Genomic DNA, 17,873 nt, shown 5'->3' with positions numbered 1-17,873 from the left:
AAGGCCATAATCGCCACCAACATGGACAGAAGACACCCCCTTGTCGCCGGGACGGCCGCTGCGGCGGCCGTCGTCGCCGTCCTTCTGGCCGTCCTCATCCAGCTCCGCCTGCCGGCCGCCTGGGCGCCGGACCCGCCGGTCACGCCCGACTACCCGGCCGGCCTGGCCTTCCCGGTGCTGGGCGCGCTGCTGCTGCGCCGCCGTCCCGACCTGATCCTGGGCCGGCTGATGCTGGCCGGCGGCCTGCTCATGGCCTTCATGGTCCTGATCCAGACGGTCATGCTCCAGCTCGCCTCCACCGGGGAGGTGGTCGCGGCGGGCTGGTTGCGCCCGATCAGCGTCACCTTCTGGGCGCTCGGTGGCGGCCTCTCGGCGATCGTGCTGCCGCTCTACTCGCCGACCGGGCGGCTGCCGTCGCCGCGCTGGCGGTGGTTCGTGGTGGCGGCCATGGTGATCAGCGTCCTGCAGGCCCTGAACCGGGTGGTCCGGCCCGATCCCGACCTGGCCCGCTACCCGTATCCCGAGCTCATCCCCAACCCGCTCGCGCTGCCCGGCTTCACCGTGGAGCAGTACTTGTCGGCGACCGTCGTGCTGTTCTGGGCGGTGAACGCGTGCGTGGTGACCGCGCTGGTCTCGCTGGCGCTGCGGCTGCGCCGGGCCGACCCGGCCATGCGCCGGCAGATCGCCTGGCCCCTGGCCGCCTTCGCGATCTACGTGCTCTTCCTGATCCTGGGCGGCGAGTTCTGGCTCGCCACCACGATCTGGACCGCGCTCATCCCGGTCGCGATCGTCTTCTCGGTGCTGCGCTACCGGCTGTTCGGCATCGACACGGTGATCAGCCGGACCCTGGTCGCCGCCGGGCTGGTCCTGGTGGTCGGCGCGGTCTACTTCGCGGTCGGCGCGGTGGCCAGCCTCCTGGTCGCCGAGTACCACCAGATCGCCGGGCTGACCGCCGCGCTGTTCGCCGGCGCCTTCTTCCAGCCGCTCCGGCAGGCGCTGCAACGGGCGGTGGACCGCGCGATGTACGGGCCGGTCGGCGACCCCGCGCTGCTGGCCCAGCGGCTCACCCAGGAACTGCGCACCGCCGACCCCGCCGAGGCGCTGGCCGCGGTCATCTCGGTGGTGCGGGACGGCCTGGCCGTGGACGGGGTGTCGGTGGACGTGCCCGAAGGCGTGCCCTCGCAAGTGCGCAGCGGCGAGCCGGGGCCCGGCGCCCGGGTGCTGCCGCTGGTGTGGCACGGCGAGCTGGTCGGCAGCCTGACCATCGGGCGGCCGGAGTCGCGCCGCTTCGCCGACGCGCACGACGAGCGGGTGGTGCGGACGCTGCTGCCGTACGTCGCCGACGTCGCGCACGCGGTGCGGATGGCCGCCGACCTGCAACGCTCGCGCGAGCGCATCCTGAGCGCCCGCGAGGAGGAACGCCGCCGGCTGCGCCGCGACCTGCACGACGGGCTGGGCCAGACGTTGTCCGGGCTGGCGATGACGCTCAACATCGCCCGGGTGAACCTGCGCCGCTCGCCCGCCGAGGCCGACATCCTCCTCGGCGACCTGCGCAGCGGCATGGACGCGGTCAGCGGCGACCTGCGCGCCCTGGTGTACGGCCTGCGCCCGCCCGCGCTCGACGACCTCGGCCTGGCAGGGGCCATCACCGAGCTGGCCGGGCCTGACCCGGCGACCACGGTCACCTCGGAGGGCGAGCTCGACGGCCTGCCCGCCGCGGTGGAGGTGGCCGCCTACCGGATCGCGCAGGAGGCGCTGACCAACGCCCGCCGCCACGCGGGGGCCTCGAACTACCGCATCCACCTGGCGGCCAACGGCCGCGAGCTGCGGCTGACCGTCTCCGACGACGGCTCGGGCGTGCCGTCCCACCACCGCAAGGGGGTGGGACTGGCCTCGATGCGCGAGCGCGCGGCGGAGCTGGGCGGCTCCTGCGTGATCAGCTCGGGCCCCTGCGGCACCACCGTCGAGGCCCTGCTCCCGCTGAGCGGCGCGGCCTAGTCGACGCCGAACTCCATGGCGGCGCTGTCCAGCAGCGCCTCCGCCTCGGGGTCGGCCGAGCTGGAGGTGATCGCGTCGGCGCCGCCCTCGGTCATCCCGTCGATGAGCGCGGTGGGCGGAGCCTGCTGCACGCCGAGCAACATCGGGTGCTGGCTGCCCACCAGGCCGAGCCGCGCGTACTGCTCCAGCCGCGAGCGCGAGTCGGCGATGTCGAGGTTGCGCATGGTGAGCTGGCCGATCCGGTCGACCGGGCCGAAGGCCGGCTCCTCCACCCGCTCCATGGACAGCTTGTCCGGGTGGTAGCTGAAGGCCGGGCCGCGGGTGTCGAGGATCGAGTAGTCCTCGCCCCGGCGCAGCCGCAGGGTGACCTCGCCGGTCACGGCCATGCCGACCCAGCGCTGCACCGACTCGCGGATCATCAGCGCCTGCGGGTCGAGCCAGCGGCCCTCGTAGAGCAGCCGGCCGAGCCGGCGGCCCTCGGTGTAGTAGGCGGCGAGGGTGTCCTCGTTGTGGATGGCGTTGACCAGCCGCTCGTAGGCCGCGTGCAGCAGGGCCATGCCGGGCGCCTCGTAGATGCCGCGGCTCTTGGCCTCGATGATGCGGTTCTCGATCTGGTCGGACATGCCCAGGCCGTGCCGGCCGCCGATGGCGTTGGCCTCCAGCACCAGGTCGACCGCGGAGGCGAACTCCTTGCCGTTGATGGTCACCGGCCGGCCCTGCTCGAAGCCGATGGTGACGTCCTCGGCCGCGATCTCGACCGACGGGTCCCAGAAGCGGACGCCCATGATCGGCTCGACGATCTCGATGCCGGTGTCGAGGTGTTCCAGCGACTTGGCCTCGTGGGTGGCGCCCCAGATGTTGGCGTCGGTGGAGTAGGCCTTCTCGACGCTGTCACGGTACGGCAGGCCGTGCTCCAGCAGCCACTCCGACATCTCCTTACGCCCGCCGAGCTCGCTGACGAACTGGGCGTCGAGCCACGGCTTGTAGATGCGCAGGGAGGGGTTGGCCAGCAGGCCGTAGCGGTAGAACCGCTCGATGTCGTTGCCCTTGAAGGTCGAGCCGTCACCCCAGATCTGCACCTGGTCCTCGAGCATCGCGCGCACCAGCAGGGTGCCGGTGACCGCGCGGCCGAGCGGCGTGGTGTTGAAGTAGGCGCGCCCGCCGGAACGGATGTGGAAGGCGCCGCAGGCCAGGGCGGCCAGGCCCTCCTCGACCAGGGCGGCGCGGCAGTCGACCAGGCGCGCGATCTCGGCGCCGTAGGCCTCGGCCCGGCCGGGCACGGACTCGATGTCGGGTTCGTCGTATTGGCCGATGTTGGCGGTGTAGGTGCAGGGCACTGCACCCTTCGCGCGCATCCACGCGACGGCCACGGAAGTGTCGAGGCCGCCGGAGAACGCGATTCCCACTCGGGCGCCGACAGGTAGGGAGGTGAGCACCTTAGACACAATAGAAATATATACACTCCACCGCATGACTATGCAACCCTCGCTGGTCACGCGGCTCATCCCGCAACCCCAAGCAACCGCCGTTCTCTCGTGCCGGCCGCCATGGACTCGCCTGCCGTACGGGGTGAGGCTCGGGTGCATGAACCTTCACCCGCACGTCCTGGTCAGCGCCGACGGCACCGTCCGGCAGGCCGCTGAACTGGGACGACTCGACGTCCCCGAGAACCGTGCCGACCCCGCGAGCCGCCGGATCGAGGTCGCCTTCGCGCGGCTGCGCGGCGGGGACGGGCCGCCGATGATCTTCCTGGAGGGTGGCCCGGGCGAGTCCGGCACCCGCATCTGGGAGCGGGCGCCCGAACGCTACGAGCCCTACCGGGAGTTCGGCGACGTCGTGCTCCTCGACCAGCGCGGCCTGGGCCTGTCCAGGCCGCGGCTGACCAGCCCCCACCGGCTCGACCTGCCGCTCGACCGCCTGGTCGGCCGGGAGGAACACCTGGCCGCCGTGCTCGACCTGGCCGAACGCACCGCGCGGTTCTGGCGCGAGCGCGGCGTCGAGCCGGCCGCCTACACCACGGCCGAGAGCGCCGACGACGTGGCCGAGGTGATGACCGCGCTCGGCTACGACCGCTTCCGCACCTTCGGCGGCTCGTACGGCTCGCACCTGTCGCTGGCCGTGCTGCGCCGGCACGGCCACCGGGTGGAGCGCGCGGTGATGTTCGGCGTCGAGGGCCCCGGCGACACCTACAAGCTGCCCAGCGACACCGACCGCCACCTGGCCGGCGTCGCCGCGCTCGCCGCGGCGCGAGGCGTCACCCCCGACCTCATCGGCCTGATGCGCCGGGTCTTCGCCAGGCTGCCGGTCAGCTTCGACGGCGTGGTCATCGGCGAGTTCGACGTCAAGATGATCACTGCGGCGAACCTGGGCTCGCGGCGGTTCATCCGCCGGCTGCCGGAGCTCTACCTCGCCGCCGAGCGCGGCGACCACACCTTCTGGGCCGAGCAGACCAGGGCGCTGCGCACCGCCGAGTCGGCGAACCTGATGGCCATCGCCATGGACTGCGCCTCCGGCGCGAGCGCCGAGCGCTGGGAACGCATCCGCAAGGAGGCGCCCGACTCCGTCCTCGGTGACGCCATGAACCTGCCGTTCCCGCTGGTCTGCCCGGCGATCGGCGCGGGCGACGCGGGGGAGGACTTCCGCGCTCCGCTCCGCTCCGAGGTGCCCGCCCTGCTGCTGTGCGGCAGCCTCGACGGCCGCACCCCGCCCGCCAACGCGCTCGCCGTCCTGGACGGGCTGCCCAACGGGCACTTCATCCTGGTCCGGCACGCCACCCACGAGTTCCTGCCCGCCCTGCCCGGCGTGCGGGAGGCGGTCGCGGAGTTCCTGACCGGCGGCCGGCCCACGCTGCGCGAGGTCACGATCCCGTTCGAGTTCGGGGACGAGCCTTCGGCGAATCTCTAGTCGCGGGCGACGAAGACCCTTGGCCGCGCCGGGATGACCCTTGCGGCATGAAAAAGCCCATGGCAGCGCTGGTGCTCCTGCTCGTCGCCGGGTGCGGGGGCACCCCCGCGGCCTCCGCCCCGGCCGGCCGGTACGTCTCCGGCGGGACCTTCACCGTCGTGACCTCCGCCGAGCCCGGCAAGTTCGACCCGGCGACCGCCACGGGCTCGGCGACCAACGCCGCCCTGGCCTACGCCTACGACACCCTCACCTCGCAGCGCGACGACGGCACGCTCACGCCGCGCATCGCCAAAAGCTGGACCATCGAGCCGTCGAAGGTGACCTACCGGATCCGCGACGACGTGCTCTGCAACGACGGCAGCAAGCTCACCGCCTCGCAGGTCGCCCAGAACTTCAGCTACATCATGGACCCGAAGAACGAGTCGCCCCTGCGCGAGATCCTCGCGCCGGTCGGCCTGAGCGCCACGGCCGACGACGCCGCGGGCACGGTCACGCTCACCACGCCCAAGCCGTACTCCTTCCTGGCCGAGAGCGCGGCCCAGGTCTACCTGGTCTGCGGCGCGGGGCTGAAGGACCGCTCGCTGCTGGAGAAGGGCATGGTCGGCACCGGCCTCTACCGGCTGACCGAGTTCGTGCCCGGCGACCACCGCACCTACACGATCAGGCCCGAGTACGCCTGGGGCCCGGACGGCGTGACGGCCAAGACGGAAGGACTGCCCCAGACGATCACCATCAAGCAGGTGACCAGCGAGTCCACGCAGGTCAACCTGATGATCTCCGGCCAGGCCAACTCCCTCGCCGTCACCGGACCCGACCGGGCCAGGCTGGAGAGGACACCGGGCGTCGAGCTCCAGAAGGTCACCACGGGCCCCGGCCAGGTCTTCCTCAACCATGCCGAGGGCCGCCCGGGCGCCGACCCGGCCGTGCGCAAGGCCCTCGTGCAGGCCACCGACCCGGTCGAGCTGGCCAAGGTGGCCAGCGGCGGCTCCGGCGTGCTGCAGCGCCAGCTCGTCACCATCGTGCCGCGCACCTGCACCTACGACGCGGTCACCGGCAACCGGCCGGCCTTCGACCCGGCAGCGGCGGCGGCCGGGCTGGAGGCGGCCGGATGGAAGCCGGGACCCGACGGCGTGCGGGTCAAGGACGGTAAGCCGCTCGCCCTCTCCTTCGTCTACGAGGCGAGTGACGCCGGAGGCACCGCGATCGCCGAGTACGCCTCGGCCCAGTGGAAGCAACTCGGCGTGCGCACCGAGCTGAAGGGCGTGCTGGACAGCGAGATCGACCGGCTGGTGTTCAGCGCGGGCGACTGGGACGCCACCTGGATGCCGATCTCGGTCTCCTTCCCCAGCGAGCTGGTGCCGTTCCTGTCGGGCAAGAGCGTGCCGAAGGGCGTCAACTTCGCCTCCATCGCCAACGCCGAGTACGAGCGGCTCGCCGCGCGGGCGGTCGAGACCCCCGGCGAGGCCGGATGTGAGCTCTGGCGGCAGGCCGAGGCCGAACTCTTCAAGAACGCCGACCTCCTGCCGATCGTCGAGCGGACCGCCCTCATCGCCACGCGCGGCGCGAGCATCCGCTTCGCGGGCGGCGCGCTCGTCCCCTCCAGCATCCGGCTGCTGAAGGGCTGACGATGGCCTTCGTGCTCAGGCGGCTCTGCCGCCTGCTGCTCTCCCTCGCGGTGGTGGTCACGGCCTCCTTCGGCATGATGCACCTCATCCCCGGCGACCCGGTGCGGGCCGCGCTCGGCCCCACCGCCTCGCCCGAGCTCATCGAGGCGCGCCGGGCCACGCTCGGGCTCGACCTGCCGCTGCACGAGCAGTTCTGGAACTACCTGAGCGGGCTGTTCCGGGGTGAGCTCGGCGTCTCGATCGCGACCGGCGAGCGGGTGTCCGACATCGTGGGGGAGCGGCTGCCCGCCACGCTGGAGCTGGCGTTCGCCGCCGTGCCGCTCACGTTGCTGCTGGCCGTACCGCTGGGCATGTGGCTGGCGGCGCGCACGGAGAACGGCCGGCGGCGCGGCACCGAGCTGGTCTTCACCACGGTGTCCGGGTTCGTGCTGGCGCTGCCGGAGTTCCTGGTGGCGATCGGGCTCGTCGTCGTCTTCTCCGTCACCCTCGGCGTGCTCCCGCCCGCCGGGCGCGGCGACCCGTCCACGTACGTGCTGCCCGTGGCCGCGCTCGTGCTCGGGCCGGCCGCGCTCATCACCCGGCTGATCAGGCTGGAGACGCTGCGCGTGCTCGGCGAGGAGTACGTGCGGGTGGCCAGGGCCAAACGGCTCGCGCCCGCCCGGCTCTACCTGCGGCACGTGCTGCCGAACACGCTCACCGCGACGCTCACCATCGCCGGGCTGCTGCTCGCCGGGCTGATCGCGGGCAGCGTCATCGTCGAGAACGTCTTCGCCTGGCCGGGCGTCGGCTCCCGGGTGGTCCAGGCGATCGTCAGCAAGGACTACCCGGTCGCGCAGGGCATCGTTCTGCTCTACGGAGCGGTCGTGCTGGTCGTCAACATCGGCGTGGACGTGCTGCTCGGCCTCGCCGACCCGCGGTCCCAGATCAGGAGGCACTGATGGCCCGCCGGATCTCGCCCACCGGCCTCCTGGGCGCGGCGCTCATCGCCGTCGTCCTGCTGCTCGCGATCGCCGGCCCGCCGCTCTGGGGCGAGGCCGCCGCGCGGATGGACACCGGCGGCATCAACGCGCCCGCCTCGGCCGAGCACTGGTTCGGGACCGACGCGCTCGGCCGCGACGTGTTCGCGCGCACCATGGTCGCCGCCCGGCTCTCGCTGCTGCTCGCCACCCTCGCCACGCTGCTCGGCGTCGGCGCGGGCATCGTGCTCGGCGCCCTGCCCATGGTGCTCGGCCGGCGGGGCGCCCGCGCCATGACCACCGTCGTCGAACTGCTCGTCGCCTTCCCGGGGCTGCTGCTGGCGATGGCGCTCGCCGTCGTGGTGGGGCTCGGGTCGCGCGGTGCGGTGCTCGGGCTGGGGTGCGCGATGGCGCCGGGGTTCGCCCGGCTCACCCAGACGCTCGCCGCGTCGGTCGCCGGGTCCGACTACCTGGCCGCGGCGAAGGTGCTGGGGGTGGGGCGCCGGCGCAGGCTGACGCACTACGTGCTGCCGAACATCGCCGAACCGCTCATCCTCAACCTCACGGTCTCGTTCGGCCAGTCGTTGCTCGCGCTCGCCGGGCTCTCCTTCCTGGGGCTGGGCGTGCAGGCGCCCGAGTACGACTGGGGCCGGCTGGTCAGCGACGGCATGACCGGGGTGTACATCTCGCCGATGACCACGGTCGGCCCCGCCGCGGCGATCTGTGTGGCGGCGCTGGGGTTCACCCTGTTCGGCGAGAGCCTGTCGCAGGCGGCCTCCGGCCGGCGTGCCGCCCGCGGGCGCTCCGCTGTGCGCGAGCACGTGTCGCTGCCTCCGGAACCGGGTGCGGTGCTGCGGGTCGAGGAGCTGACCGTCACCTTCCCCGGCGGCCTGCGGCCGGTCCGGGGCCTGTCCTTCACCGTACGGCAGGGCGAGATCGTCGGCATCGTCGGCGAGTCCGGCTCGGGCAAGAGCCTGACCGCCTCGGCCGTCGCCGGCCTGGTGCCGCACCCGGGCACGGTCACCGCCAAGCGCCTCGAACTGGCCGGGCACGACCTGCTCGGCCTGGGCGAGCGGCAGCGCAGGCACCTGCTCGGCACCGAGCTCGCGATGGTCTTCCAGGACCCGATGAGCGCGCTCAACCCGGCCCTGCGGGTGGGCGCGCAGCTCGCCGAGGTCGCCACCACGCACCGGGGCGCGAGCGCGGCACAGGCCCGTGAGCTCGCCGTGGAACGCCTGGGCGAGGTCGCGCTGCCCGAACCGGCACGGCTGGCCCGGCAGTACCCGCACGAGTACTCGGGCGGCATGCGCCAGCGGGCGGTGATCGCGATGGGGCTCATGGCCGAGCCCGGCCTGATCGTCGCCGACGAGCCCACGACCGCGCTCGACGTGACCGTGCAGCGGCAGATCCTGCGGCTGCTGCGCGAGGTCACCGACGGGCGGGCCGGCGTGCTGATCTCGCACGACCTGGCGGTGGTGGCGCAGCTCTGCTCGCGGGTGCTGGTCATGTACGCCGGGCGGATCGTGGAGGAACTCACCGTCGAGGAACTCCGGGCCGGGCCCGCGCATCCCTACACGCGGGCGCTGCTCGACTCGCTGCCGACCCTCGACAGCGACCGGTCGAAACCGCTGCGCACGATCCCCGGCCGCCAGCCGGGACCGGGCGAGCGCCTGGACGGCTGCCCGTTCGCGCCACGCTGCGAGGCGGCGAGCGACCGGTGCCGGGCAGAACGCCCCGCGCTCACCGGCGGCGTCGCCTGCCACCACCCGCTGAAGACGAAGGAGGCCGTGCGATGACGCTCGTGGTCGAGGGGCTGAGCGTGCGGTACGGGTCCTTCCTGGCCGTCGACGACGTCAGCTTCTCCGTGCCGCCCGGCGGCGTGCTCGGGCTGGTCGGCGAGTCGGGCTCGGGCAAGTCCACCGTCGCCCGGGCCGTGGTCGGTCTCGTCGAGCCGTCGGCGGGCACCATCACCGGCGCCGCGCGCAGGCAGCTCGTCTTCCAGGACCCGTACGCCTCGCTGAACCCCAGGATGACCGTCGGCGCCGCGCTGGCCGAGGCGGCCATGCTGGCCGGGGTGCCGCGCGCCGGGCGTCCGGCGGAGATCGCGCGCCTGCTCGACCTGGTCGCCCTCGAACCCGCCACCGCCGCCAGGCACCCGCGCGAGCTGTCCGGCGGCCAGCGCCAGCGCGTCGCCATCGCCAGAGCCCTCGCCCTCGATCCCGGCGTGCTCATCGCCGACGAGATCACCTCGGCGCTCGACGTGTCCGTGCAGGGCGCGGTGCTCAACCTCGTCCGTGACCTGCGCGCCGAGCTGGGATTGTCGATGCTCTTCATCTCGCACAACCTCGCCGTCGTGCGGTACGTGTGCGACGAGGTGGCGGTCATGCGGCGCGGGGCGATCGTCGAACGGGGACCGGTCGCCGAGGTGCTCGCCGCGCCCGCGCACGACTACACCAGAGAGCTCGTCGAGGCCGTTCCCACCCTCTAGGAGGAGCGATTGCGGCCACTAGGAGGACTGGGGATGAACATGGAGGAACCTAGCGTCGAACCTGTGAGCGCCCCGCGTCCCCGGCTGGGGAGGATTCTCGGAGATCTGGGTTCGACCCTGTTCGACAGCGTGATCGGCACCCCCGACCCCGCCCGCGAGGTGGGCGGGGTGGTCATCCACGACCCCCAGGACGACCCGTCGAGCTGGCGCGACTCGGTCGTGCTCGGCGTCGGCGTCCACGGCCCCGACCACGTCGCCGAACTCGTCCGCCTGGCGGGCAAGCTCGCGGCGGCGGCGGTCATCGTCCGCTCGCCCGCGCTGCGCCCCGGCCACGCCGACGAGGTGCGCGAGGCCGCCGACCAGGTGGGACTCCCCGTGCTCTCCCTGGTCAGGGGCGCGTCATGGACCCAGGTCGCGGCGCTGCTGCGGACCGTCCTGTGGGTCGACGAGGCGTGGCCGAAACCGGGCGAGTCGCCAGGGGGCATCCCGTCCGGCGACCTGTTCGCCCTCGCCAACGCCGTCGCGGCGCTCATGGACGCGCCCGTCACCATCGAGGACCGCGACAGCAGGGTGCTCGCCTTCTCCCACCGCCAGGACGAGGCCGACTCCTCCCGCATCGCCACCGTGCTCGGGCGGCAGGTGCCGTCCGAGATCAGACGGGTGCTGGAGGCGCAGGGCGTCTTCCGCACCCTCTACCAGAGCGGCGCGCCCCTCTACCTCGACGGGCTCAGCTCCATGCCGCGGGCCGCGATCGCGGTCAGAGCGGGCGACGAGATCCTCGGCTCCGTCTGGGCCGCCGTCTCGGGGCCGCTCTCGCCCGAGCGGGAGAACGCGCTGCGCGACGCGGCCAAGCTCGTCGCCCTCCACCTGCTCAGGTTCAGGGCCGACAGCGACGTCCAGCGCAGGCTGCGGGCCGACCTGCTGGCGACCGCGCTCGAAGGCGGGCCCACCGCCGCGGACGCCGCCGTACGGCTGGGGCTCGACGCGCGCACCTCCTGCTGCGTCCTCGCCCTCGCGCTCACCGGCGACCCGCTCGCCGCCGACCGGGTGGCCGACGAGCAGCGGATGGCCGACGCGCTCGCCGTCCACCTGTCGGCCATGCACCACGGGACCGCCACCGCCCTGCTCGACGGCGTCGTCTACGCCGTACTGCCCAGCCCGCCGGGACGCGTCGACGCCGAACGCCGCGCCCTGCGCATCGCCGAAGGCTTCGTCTCCAGGATCGGCGAGCGCGTGCCGGCCGTCATCGGCGTCGGACGCGCCGCCACCGGACCCGCGGAACTGCCGCTCTCCAAAGCCGGGGCCGACCGCGCCCTGCGCGCCTTACGCAGGGGCAGGCTCCCGCGCCGCGTGGCCTCCTTCGGCGAGGTCTACATGGAGTCGCTCCTCGCCGACCTGGCCGAGCGGGTGAGCGACGAGGAACTGCCCACGCTCGGACCCATCGTCCGGTTGCGCGCCTACGACGCCAGGCACCAGACGCGGCTCACCGAGACCCTCGCCGCCTGGCTCGACGCCTTCGGCGACGTCAACGCCGCCTCCCACGCCGTCAACGTGCACCCCAACACCTTCCGCTACCGGCTGCGCCGGCTCACCGAGGTCGGCGGCATCGACCTCGACGACCCCGACGCGCGCTTCAACGCGATGTTCCAACTGCGCCTGGGGCGCTGACACCAAGGTTCCGCCGTTCCTTCAGCGGCCGCGATGAAGCCCGCAACCGCAGGTCAGAGCGACGATCCAGGCATGAGATCACGCATCGTCGCCACCGCGGCGGCCCTCACACTCCTGACGGCGGCGACCCCCGCGCACGCCGGCCAGACCGACCCCGCAACCCTCCAGCGGGCCGCCGACGAGATCATCGCCCGAGGTGGCGGCTCGACCGTCCTGCAGGTGCTCAACGGCAACCGCCGCACGACCGTCACGTCGGGGATCGGCAACCTCCAGACCGGCGAGCCCATTCCGGCCGGGTCGCTCTTCCGGGTGGGGAGCATCTCCAAGCCGTTCATCGCCGTCACCGTCCTGCAGCTCGTCGGCGAGGGCAGGATCGACCTGGACGCCTCCATCGACCGCTACCTGACCGGGCTGGGCCTGCCGTACTCGTCGGAGGTGACGGTGCGGGGGCTGCTCGACATGAACGCCCGGGTGGCCGACTTCGTACCCGCCTACTGGGCTCTCCACCAGGACGACCTGGCCTGGCTCAAGACCCACCGGTTCCGCTCGTGGAGCACGCAGGAGCTCGTCGACCTCGCCAAGACCCTGCCCAGGCCCGCGGGATACGCCTACTCCAACACCAACTACGTCATCCTCGGGATGCTCATCGAGAAGGTCACCGGCCGGCCGTACCAGCGGGAGGTGGACGAGCGCATCGCCAAGCCGCTCGGCCTGCGCGACACGTACTTCCCCTACGAGGAGGTCGCCATCCGAGGGCCGCACGCCCGGCAGTACGCGATCAGCCCCCAGGACCCCGGCACCCACCACGACATCAGCGACCAGAACACCACCTACCTGGGCGCGGCCGGCGCCCTGGTCAGCACGCCCGCCGACCTGATCACCTTCAACCGGGCCCTGCTGAAGGGCAAGCTCCTCGGCAAGCGGCTCCTGCGGCAGATGATGACCTTCACCACCGTCGCCGACGATCCCACCAAGAGCATGGGACTCGGCTACATGAGCTGGACGCTGCCGCCCTGCGGCAAGACGATCTACGGCTTCGGCGGGCGGGTGCTCGGCACGTACTCGGCCCTCTTCGGCACCGGCGACGGCAAGGACGAGCAACTGGCCCTCAGCCTCGCCTCGCACGACAGCAATGCCACGGCCCCCCAGAACGCGAGGGTCCGCGAGCTCGTGTACGAGACCTTCTGCGACTGACCGCACGCCAAGAGGCCCTGCCCCGACCGGACAGGGCCTCTTCGGGGTCACGAGCAGAAGGCCGCGTCGACCATCTTCTGGGCGTTCGCCATGCTCGCCCCCTTGGAGCCGCCGGGGGTGAACGCCACGGCGAACTGACGGCTCCCGTCACGGGTGCCGAACATCATGGAGTAGACCCCGATCGCCGCGCCCGTGTGGCCGAACAGGTCCTTCCCGCAGGACGTCTTCCAGAACTCGATCCCGAGCCCCCACTCGGCGCCCGTGACCATCTGCCGGAGCAGGTGCGCGGGGAGCAGCCTGCCGGAGAGCAGCGCCTGGGTGAAGGCGGCCAGGTCGGCGGGGGTGGAGATCAGCTCGCCCGCCGCGTTGAACGCCGACGGGTTCCAGTCGGTCACGTTGGCGAGCGGCACGTCCGGGCCCACCGGGATGTAGGCCTCGGTGTGCGGGCCGACGATCATCGGGTCGGTGCCCGGGAAGTAGGTGTCGCCCAGCCCGAGCGGACGCAGGACGCGGCGCGTGACCTCCTCGGCGTAGGCGCGTCCCGTGACCCGCTCGATGACGAGGGCGAGCAGCGTGTAGTTGGTGTTGGCGTAGCCGAACGAGCCGAACGGAGGCACGTCGTCGGTGCTCTTCCTCGCCAGTTTGAGCACGTCCCGCAGGGTGTAGGTCGTGTAGCGCACGCGGTCGAGGAGGTCCTGGATGTCCTTGGCGTCCTGGTAGAGCTCGCCGTCGTAGTCGGGGATGCCGGAGGTGTGGTTGAGGAGGTGGCGGATCGTGATGGCGCGGTTCTTGAGCAGCGGGTGCGGGAAGTAGCCGCGCGCGGGCGCGTCGAGGTCGAGGCGGCCCTCGTTCACCAGTTGCAGGACGACGGTGGCGACGAAGCTCTTGGTCGTGCTCCCGACGCGGAAGCGCGCGCGGTCGGGCACGGGCGGCTTGGCGGGGTTCATCGGGTCGGCCACCCCGGCCTTGAAGTCACGGACCTGACCGCCGTCGACGATGCGGGCGGCGAGCCCGCCCACGCCGGCCATCTCGTCCAGCACCTGCTGGATGCGGGTGTCGTCGGTGGTGGTGGCGGCCTCGGCGGTGACGGGGAGCAGCGTCAGGACGGCCGCTGCGGTGGCGAGGATGAGGCGGAGTTTCATGGGTGCATGGTGCGAGCGCCCGCCCGGGCGATACTTCGGCCTGCGCGCCCAAGCCTGCGCGAAAGCGTCGTCCCCGCGCACCAGGGGTGTTGTGCTTGCATCGGCGCATGACACTTCCGAACTACACCTGCGCCTGCGGCCTGTCCCACGAGGTCGTCGCTTCGAGGTGGCGTTGCGACTGCGGCGGGCTGCTGGAACTGCCCGAGCACGAGCTGGTCTGGAAGCCGGGCGGCGAGGGCTCGATGTGGCGTTACGCGGCCGACATCGCCGGCGGCGCGCTCGACTGGGCCGCGCTCAGCCTCGGCGAGGGGCGCACGCCGCTGGTCGAGGAGCGGCCCGGGCTGTTCCTGAAGCTGGAGTACGTGGCGCCCACCGGGTCGTTCAAGGACCGGGGGGCCGTCGTCCTGGTGGCGCTCGCGCGGCTCGCCGGCGCGGACAGGCTGGTCGCCGACAGCAGCGGCAACGCGGGTACGGCTGTCGCCGCCTACGCCGCCCGCGCCGGCATCGAGGCGGAGATCTTCGTGCCCGCCGGCACGAGCGAGAAAAAGCTCACCCAGGTCAGAGGCCACGGCGCGCAGGTCACCGTGGTCCCCGGCACGCGTGAGGACACCGCCGCCGCGGCGATCGAGCGGGTCGAGGAGGGCGGCGCGTTCTACGCCAGCCACGTGTACAACCCGTTCTTCCACGAGGGCACCAAGACCTACGCCTATGAGCTCGTCGAGCAGCTCGGCCGGGCTCCCGGCACCGTCGTGCTGCCCGCGGGGAACGGCACGCTCGTGCTCGGCGCCCACCGCGGGTTCGCCGAGTTGCGGGCCGCCGGGGTGATCGACCGGATGCCGCGCGTCGTGGCCGTGCAGGCCGAGCGGTGCGCGCCGCTCGCCGGGCGGACCGACTTCCTTCCCACGGTGGCGGAGGGGATCGCGATCGCGGACCCGGCCAGGCGCGAGGGTATCCTGCGGGCGGTCGACGAGGTGGTGACGGTCACGGAGGCGGAGATCGGGGCGGCGCGGGCCGAGCTGGCGCGGCGCGGCCTCTGGGTGGAGCCGACCGGCGCGGTGGCCTATGCGGCGGCCGCGCGGGCACGGCACTACGAGGGGCCCGTGGCCGCGCCGCTCTGCGGCTCGGGGCTCAAGCACTGAGCGCGGGCTGCGCCGGGGCACGGCGGGTGTCCGAATCCTTGGTGCGCCGCGACATCGTCACCGTCGCGCCCGCTTCCTAGCGTGGCGGGCATGAGGACAGTACTGCGGGCGGACCGGGTGTTCGACGCCGAGCGCGGCACCATGCTCACCGGCACGGACGTCGCCGTCGAGTCCGGCCTGATCACGGCGGTCGGCCCCGACCTGGACGGCGGGCAGGTCGTCGAGCTGCCGGGACGGACGCTGCTGCCGGGCTTCTTCGACGTCCACGTGCACCTGACCGGCGTGTGGAGCCACGCCGACGAGGTCAGGGAGCCGGACGGCGACGTGCTGGCGGTGCGGGCCGCGGTGGACTGCGCCAGGCTCCTGGAAGCCGGGTTCACCACGGTCAGGGACTGCGGCTCCATGATCGCGCTCAGCCTGCGCGACCTGGTGGCCGGCGGGACGATCCGCGGCCCCAGGATCGTCGCGGCGGGTCCCGTGCTGTCGCAGACCGGAGGGCACGGCGACCACCACCACCTGCCGCTCGACCGGGCGCGCCTGGTGCGGGGCACGGCGATCGCCGACGGGCCGTGGGCGTGCCGGAGCGCGGTGCGCGAGGCGGTGCGGGCGGGCGCCGACTTCATCAAGATCTGCACGACCGGCGGGGTCAGCTCCGAGCGCGACCATCCCAAGGACGAGCACTACACGCCCGAGGAGATCGCCGCCATCGTGGCGGAGGCGCACCGGCTCGGGCGCAGGGTCGCCGCGCACGCCCAGGGCCGTGCCGGGGTGCTCAACGCGGTCAGGGCCGGGGTGGACTCGATCGAGCACGGCTACTTCCTCGACGAGGAGTGCGTGCGGGAGATGGCCACGCGGGGGACCGTGTACGTGCCGACCTTCGACCTGCGGCGTTTCTTCGAGCGCGACGATCCGGCGTTGCCGGAGTGGCGGCGGGCCAAGCAGCGGGAGGCACGGGTGGCCATGCGGCGCTCGCTGCTGCTGGCCTACGAGGCGGGCGTGCTCATCGCCGTGGGGTCCGACTATTACGGCGTGCCGTACCGCGCTCATGGGGACAACGCCGACGAGCCCATCGAGATGGTCAGGGCCGGGCTGCCCCCGGTGGCGGCGTTGCGGGCGTTGACGCTGAACGCGGCGCGTGCCCTCGGGATGGCCGGGGTCACCGGCAGCGTCACCGAGGGCAGGCAGGCCGACCTGGTCGCGGTCGAGGGTGATCCGCTGGCCGACGTCACGGCGCTTCGACGGGTCGCTTTCGTCATGAAGGCCGGAGTCGAGGAGACGGCCGGGCGGAGGCTGGGGTGTCGTCCGGCCGTCTCTGATCGTGGGGCCCGGTTCTAGCGGGTGCCTCTTCTGAGGGCGAAGCCGCCCGCCGTCATCAGGGCGAGGGCCGTTGCCCCGGCGGCCAGCCACAGGGGCCAGCTCGGGGCCGGACCATCCGGGGTGGGGGCGCCGTAGCCGCCGGCGTAGCCCTCGGCCGCGTAGGACGAGCCGGGCAGCTTGGCGGCGTAGCGCTCGTGGACGAGCCGCTGGTAGTCGGCCACGGGCAGGCCCGCCGCGCCGACCGATGAGGTCGCCTCGCCGTTCAGGGGGACGACCATGCCGTCACGCAGGGCGTACCAGGCGTTGAGCTGGGGCTCACGGAAGACGGTGCCGGGTTGCGAGCCGTACTTGTGCTCGTCGTCGCCGCTGGCGATGTTGCTGACCGTCCAGCCGCCGGAGGGGGTGCGGGTGGTCCAGACCGAGGCGAGCTGGCCGTCGGCGGCGCGGGCCCGGGTCGAGAGGAAGGCGAAGCGGGCGATCTGCGGGGCCTGCCCGGCGACGAAGGCCGGGTTGAGGTCGTAGACCGGCACAGGGCGGTCGGCCAGGCGCGAGGAGATGGTGGCGTCGCTCGCCGGTCCGCCCTTGGCGCCGAAGAACCGGCCGAGCGTGGTGCGCGACTTGGCGACGGCGGCCTGGGCGGCGCTGAGGTCGGCCGCGGAGGGCGGGGCGGGGTCGGCGGCGACCGAGGCCGGGTCGGGGTCGGCATGGGCGGTGCCGGAGAAGAGAGCGAGCGCGACGGCGGTGAGCAGGAGGAGTCGCTTCATGTCAGGCCCCGATGTAGTTGAGCGAGTGGGTCCAGAAGAAGGAGCCGTTGGAGACGTAGTAGTTGTACGTCGTCCAGTTGTAGCGGGTGCTCGACGGCCAGGGGTTGCTCCAGTAGACCAGCGACTGGCTCTGGTCGTAGCCGTAGATGATCTCCATGTGGCCGCCGCCCGAGGTCCACTGGATGCGCGTCATGATCGGCCGGTCGGCGTCTATCTCGCGGATGATCGCCGCGTAGGTCAGGTAGTTGTAGACGTAGGTGCCGGGGTTGATGCCGATCTGCCGGAAGGCGTTCTGGTCGTTGGCGAGGGTGGCCTGGTTGTTCGGGCAACTGGAGTTCATCGACCGGTTGAAGGCCAGGTTGCAGAACTGGTTCTGCGAGTAGGAGTAGCCGTACCACGCCGCGATCGAGTTGCCGGTGGCCGCCCAGCACCAGTTGGAGTACTGCTGGGCCTGCTGGGTGAAGTTGAGCCGGCGCCACGTCCACGCGTGCGCGGGTGCGGTGGTGGCGAGCAGGGTGAGCGCGGCCAGGGCGAGCGCCACGGCCAGGCGGAAGAGCCTCCGCATGAAGTGCTCCTTCGGTTGGGGGGTGTTGCCTGGCATGGTGCGCCGGGCCGCGAGAGCCGTACAAGACGGGTCAGAACGGGCGCACGGCTACTGTGAAATTCAGGAGGCCGCGA

At 72.7% G+C, this 17,873-nt stretch carries 14 protein-coding genes; 10 read left to right on the top strand and 4 right to left on the bottom strand.

Annotation, left to right across the window (positions count from 1 at the left end; all coding sequences use genetic code 11):
• The first annotated feature begins 21 nt into the window (after positions 1–21).
• Complete coding sequence (locus ACIBG7_RS05585; RefSeq protein ID WP_397335261.1) at positions 22–1,998, top strand: sensor histidine kinase; 1,977 nt, start codon at positions 22–24, stop codon at positions 1,996–1,998.
• On the opposite strand, the gene argG is transcribed toward ACIBG7_RS05585, so the two are convergent.
• Complete coding sequence (argG, locus tag ACIBG7_RS05580) at positions 1,995–3,443, bottom strand: argininosuccinate synthase (RefSeq protein ID WP_357915295.1); 1,449 nt, start codon at positions 3,441–3,443, stop codon at positions 1,995–1,997. The genes ACIBG7_RS05585 and argG overlap by 4 nt on opposite strands.
• 139 nt (positions 3,444–3,582) lie before the next feature.
• Here argG and ACIBG7_RS05575 point away from each other — a divergent pair, with 139 nt between their 5' ends.
• From ACIBG7_RS05575 to ACIBG7_RS05545, 7 genes are all read left to right on the top strand, one after another.
• Positions 3,583–4,902, top strand: coding sequence for an alpha/beta hydrolase (locus ACIBG7_RS05575; protein WP_397335260.1), 1,320 nt, complete (start codon positions 3,583–3,585; stop codon positions 4,900–4,902).
• A 47-nt stretch (positions 4,903–4,949) separates the two neighbouring features.
• The gene (locus ACIBG7_RS05570; protein ID WP_397335259.1) at positions 4,950–6,527 is read left to right on the top strand and encodes an ABC transporter substrate-binding protein; all 1,578 of its coding nucleotides are present in this window, start codon (positions 4,950–4,952) and stop codon (positions 6,525–6,527) included.
• Between the two features lie 2 nt (positions 6,528–6,529).
• Positions 6,530–7,465: an ABC transporter permease gene (locus ACIBG7_RS05565; RefSeq protein ID WP_397335258.1), complete on the top strand. Its 936-nt coding sequence runs from the start codon at positions 6,530–6,532 to the stop codon at positions 7,463–7,465.
• A complete protein-coding gene (locus ACIBG7_RS05560) occupies positions 7,465–9,279 on the top strand; it encodes a dipeptide/oligopeptide/nickel ABC transporter permease/ATP-binding protein (RefSeq protein ID WP_397335256.1) in 1,815 nt (604 codons plus the stop codon). Before ACIBG7_RS05565 ends, ACIBG7_RS05560 begins: the two co-directional genes overlap by 1 nt.
• Entirely contained in the window at positions 9,276–9,971 is a 696-nt protein-coding gene (locus ACIBG7_RS05555; RefSeq protein WP_397335255.1) for an ABC transporter ATP-binding protein, read from the top strand. Before ACIBG7_RS05560 ends, ACIBG7_RS05555 begins: the two co-directional genes overlap by 4 nt.
• 63 nt (positions 9,972–10,034) lie before the next feature.
• A complete protein-coding gene (locus tag ACIBG7_RS05550; protein WP_397335254.1) occupies positions 10,035–11,639 on the top strand; it encodes a PucR family transcriptional regulator in 1,605 nt (534 codons plus the stop codon).
• Positions 11,640–11,711: 72 nt separating this feature from the next.
• Entirely contained in the window at positions 11,712–12,833 is a 1,122-nt protein-coding gene (locus tag ACIBG7_RS05545) for a serine hydrolase domain-containing protein (protein WP_397335253.1), read from the top strand.
• Positions 12,834–12,880: 47 nt separating this feature from the next.
• Here ACIBG7_RS05545 and ACIBG7_RS05540 read toward each other — a convergent pair whose 3' ends face one another.
• Complete coding sequence (locus ACIBG7_RS05540; protein ID WP_397335251.1) at positions 12,881–13,975, bottom strand: serine hydrolase domain-containing protein; 1,095 nt, start codon at positions 13,973–13,975, stop codon at positions 12,881–12,883.
• Between the two features lie 107 nt (positions 13,976–14,082).
• Here ACIBG7_RS05540 and ACIBG7_RS05535 point away from each other — a divergent pair, with 107 nt between their 5' ends.
• The gene (locus tag ACIBG7_RS05535; protein WP_397335250.1) at positions 14,083–15,114 is read left to right on the top strand and encodes a pyridoxal-phosphate dependent enzyme; all 1,032 of its coding nucleotides are present in this window, start codon (positions 14,083–14,085) and stop codon (positions 15,112–15,114) included.
• A 90-nt stretch (positions 15,115–15,204) separates the two neighbouring features.
• Entirely contained in the window at positions 15,205–16,449 is a 1,245-nt protein-coding gene (locus ACIBG7_RS05530; RefSeq protein ID WP_397335249.1) for an amidohydrolase family protein, read from the top strand.
• Here ACIBG7_RS05530 and ACIBG7_RS05525 read toward each other — a convergent pair.
• Positions 16,446–17,195 (bottom strand): hypothetical protein, encoded by a 750-nt coding sequence (locus tag ACIBG7_RS05525; protein ID WP_397335248.1) that lies wholly within the window; start codon positions 17,193–17,195, stop codon positions 16,446–16,448. The two genes, ACIBG7_RS05530 and ACIBG7_RS05525, sit on opposite strands and share 4 nt — an antisense overlap.
• A gap of 1 nt (position 17,196) precedes the next feature.
• Positions 17,197–17,760, bottom strand: coding sequence for a papain-like cysteine protease family protein (locus ACIBG7_RS05520; RefSeq protein ID WP_357915331.1), 564 nt, complete (start codon positions 17,758–17,760; stop codon positions 17,197–17,199).
• Positions 17,761–17,873 lie beyond the last annotated feature (113 nt).

This window comes from Nonomuraea sp. NPDC050328, from assembly GCF_044459405.1.
GTDB lineage: Bacteria > Actinomycetota > Actinomycetes > Streptosporangiales > Streptosporangiaceae > Nonomuraea.
Note: the sequence above shows the minus strand (reverse complement) of the source record. Positions and strands in the feature narration are given on the sequence as shown.